General features: G+C 38.1%; 1 protein-coding gene. It reads left to right on the plus strand.

Translation table 11 applies throughout. From position 1 onward, the window contains the following. The first annotated feature begins 381 nt into the window (after positions 1-381). Complete coding sequence (ileS, locus tag ACKI30_RS00855) at positions 382-3,621, plus strand: isoleucine--tRNA ligase (RefSeq protein WP_407409074.1); 3,240 nt, start codon at positions 382-384, stop codon at positions 3,619-3,621. Positions 3,622-3,726 lie beyond the last annotated feature (105 nt).

Raw genomic sequence — 3,726 nt, forward strand, 5'->3', positions numbered from 1 at the left:
GCCTGCTTTAATCTGTTCAGTCCAATGTATGAATTAGGACAGTTGAAGTCACTCCAGTGGACTATCTTCATTTTTATCCTCATTAGACTTTTTAGATTCTTTTTTATATATTTTATAAAGCTTTATCATATTGTCTACTGCTTTAAAAAGTGAATTGTATTTTCTATGAAATCCCATGATTATAGTTTGGATACGGGAGTATATCAACTTTGTTAATTTACTTAACAGTTTATGTTTTTAACAATTATTTAATTTAAAAATCTTTTCTGAGTTGCTATTATTCAAAAAATGCCATAAGTTTTATTTATTATATAAAACAAAAAGATACATATTATAAACTTTTATTTACACATATTAATTTTAATTATTTGAGGAGTTACAATGCCAATAAAAGAGGCAGAAAAGTCATACGACCATGATAAAATAGAAAAGAAAGTTCAAAAATTCTGGAAAGAAGAGGAAACTTTCAAAAAAGTAAACGAACTTAGAGAAAAAGGTCCAAGATATTCATTCCTGGATGGACCACCATACTGTAGCGGTAAAATCCACTTGGGTACCGCATGGAACAAGGTCATCAAGGATTCATACCTTAGATACAAATCCATGAACGGATTTTCATTGAGAAGACAGGCAGGATGGGATATGCACGGTCTTCCTATCGAAAACAAGGTAGAGCACATTATGGACATCCAATCCAAACAGGACATTGAGGAAAACATCGGTATTGCAAAATTCGTCGACAAATGTAGGGAATTTGCAATTGAAAATAAGATAGCTATGGAACAGCAATTCGACCAATTGGGCGTTTGGATGGACTGGGATGACCCGTACATGACACTTGATCCGAAATATATGGAATCCTCATGGTGGACATTAAAAAGAGCAAATGAGCAGGATTTACTTGTAAACGACCAAAGGGTAATCAGCTGGTGTCCTCACTGCGGAACCGCTCTTGCTGCCGCAGAAATCGAATATGAGGAAAAAGTTGACCCATCCATATTCATCAAGTTCCCGGTAACAGGTGAAGAGAACACCTATTTCCTGGTATGGACAACTACTCCATGGACACTCCCTGCAAACCTTGCAATTTGTGTAAATCCGGAATTTGATTATGTTTACGTTTCAAAAGACGGCGAAACTTACATTATAGCCGAAAACCTGATGGAAGATGTTTTAGGAAAACAGGTTAAAATCCACAGAACCAAAATTCCAGCAGAGTCAGAAGATGAAGAAGACAAAGTCATCGAAGAAAAAGAAGTAATGTATGAAGTTATCAAAACCGTAAAAGGCGAAGACTTAGTTGGAATGACTTATGATTATATTTTAGCTGATGAAATTCCAAAACAAATGGAATTCGACTCAGAAATTGAAAAGGTCCACACAATCTTGCCTGGTGACCATGTAGAGCTTGGTGAAGGTACCGGTTTAGTACACACCGCACCGGGACACGGTCCGGACGACTTTGAAGTAGGTCAAAAATTCGGATTGCCTATATTCTGCCCTGTAGGTGAAGACGGATGCTTCACAGAAGATGCAGGCAAGTATGACGGCAAATTCACAAAAGAGGAAAACGACCAAATCATCGAAGACCTTCAAGCTAAAAACCTAATGTACAGAGTAGAAACCATTGAGCACAGATACGGTGTATGCTGGAGATGTAAAACACCTATCATTTACAGAGCAACCAAACAATGGTTCTTGAAAGTGACTGACATTAAAGATAAAATGTTGGATGAAATCGACAAGGTCGAATGGGTACCTAAATGGGCCGGTGAAGGCAGATTCCATGACTGGGTAGACAACGCACGTGACTGGACAATCTCAAGACAAAGATACTGGGGTATTCCTATTCCTATATGGGAATGTCCTGACTGCGGAGAACTGAAAGTAATCGGTTCTTTAGATGAATTGAAAAAGGAATCCTTAAATGAAATCACTGTTTCCGATTCAGAGCTTATCCACAGGCCATATGTGGATGAAGTGGAAGTGAAATGTGACAAATGTGGCGCTACAATCAAAAGAATTCCTGATGTGCTGGATGTATGGATCGACTCCGGTGTAGCAGGATGGGCTTCACTGTACTATCCTGAAGAGAAGGAAAAATTCGAAGACTGGTTCCCATATGACTTCATTACAGAAGGTCATGACCAAACCAGAGGGTGGTTCTACTCACAGCTCGGAACAGGAGTAATTTCAATGGGTAAAAGTCCATATCAAAAAGTATTAATGCACGGTTTCGTTTTAGATGAAAACGGAAACAAAATGTCCAAGTCATTGGGCAATGTTGTATCTCCTGAAGAAGTAATTGAAAAATATGGTGCAGATGTGCTCAGATTCTATCTTTTATGGGCTTCAAAACCATGGGATGACCTTAAATTCGTTTGGGATGAGTTATTAAACGTTAATAAAATGATTAACATCTTATGGAATGTATATGTATTCTCAACCACTTACATGTCCCTGGATAACTTCAATCCGAATGAAATAACTGAAGACGATATAATATTAAGATCTGAAGATAAATGGATTATCTCAAGGGTCAACTCACTTGTCAAAGACGTCGCTGAAGACCTGGATAACCTATTCTTCCACAAGGCAACAAGAAAAATATATGATTTCATATTGGATGACTTAAGCCGCTGGTATGTAAGGCTCATCCGTGGAAGGACATGGGTTGAAAGCGATGATCCGGACAAACTCGGCGCATACTACAGTTTATACACCGCACTCGTAAAACTCATTTCAGTATTATGTCCGATAGCTCCTCACGTATCTGAAGAAATCTATGAAAACCTTGTAAAAGGCGTAAACCCTGAAGCGCCTGAAAGTATTCACATGCTCAACTGGGAATATGATGCGGAAGCTATTGATGAAGACCTCGAGGCAAAAATGGATGTTGCCCGTCAGGTAATCGATGCATCAATAAGAGCACGTGACATGGCACAGTACAAGTTAAGATGGCCGGTTTCAGATATTACTGTCGTATCTCCAGATGAAAATGCCTTAAATGCAATCAGTGAACTGGAAGACATTATTAAAGATCAATCAAATACTAAAGAAGTTTTAACTGCAGCGGAATTCGACAAGCTGTCATTCAACGCAAAACCAAATCTCAAGATTTTAGGTCCGAAACTCAAAGGCGACATGGGTAAAGTCGTTAAAGGACTAAAAGCTGCAGACGGTAATCAAATCAAAGCGGAATTGGATGCAAACGGCACTGTAACTATTGAAGGAATTGAATTAAACTCTGAAGAAGTATTGTTTGATTCAGAACTTCCTGATGATTTTGTATCTTCTGAATTTGATGGCGGAAATGTATTCGTTAATACAAACATTACACTGGAAATCAGACAGGAAGCTATGGCTCGTGAACTGATAAGAAGAATTCAGGACATGAGAAAAGACTTGGACTTGGATGTGGAAGCAAACATCAATGTGGATGTGGAAACCTCTGCGGAATTCAAGGACTTAATCGTTCCTCAGTCAGAAGTAATATCTCATGAAGTAAGAGCAAATAGTTTAATAATAACCGATACAGAAGAATGCAGTAAAGATTCTAAAGATTATACCAAAGAATGGGATATTGAAGGAGAGAAGGTAATTATCTCCATTAAAAACTAAGGGTGTTAAAATGACTTTAGCAGATTCTGAAATTGAATACATTGAAGGAATCCTCGGCAGGGAAATGAACGATCTCGAAGAAGGAATGCTTGACGTAATGTTCGC

Origin of the sequence: Methanobrevibacter sp. (assembly GCF_045539575.1) — an archaeon.
In the GTDB taxonomy this organism is placed as follows: Archaea; Methanobacteriota; Methanobacteria; order Methanobacteriales; family Methanobacteriaceae; genus Methanocatella.

Bases quoted from the DNA above. Each gene is read 5' to 3' on its own strand.
- ileS (WP_407409074.1), top strand. From the start codon at position 382: ATGCCAATAAAAGAGGCAGAAAAGTCATACGACCATGATAAAATAGAA.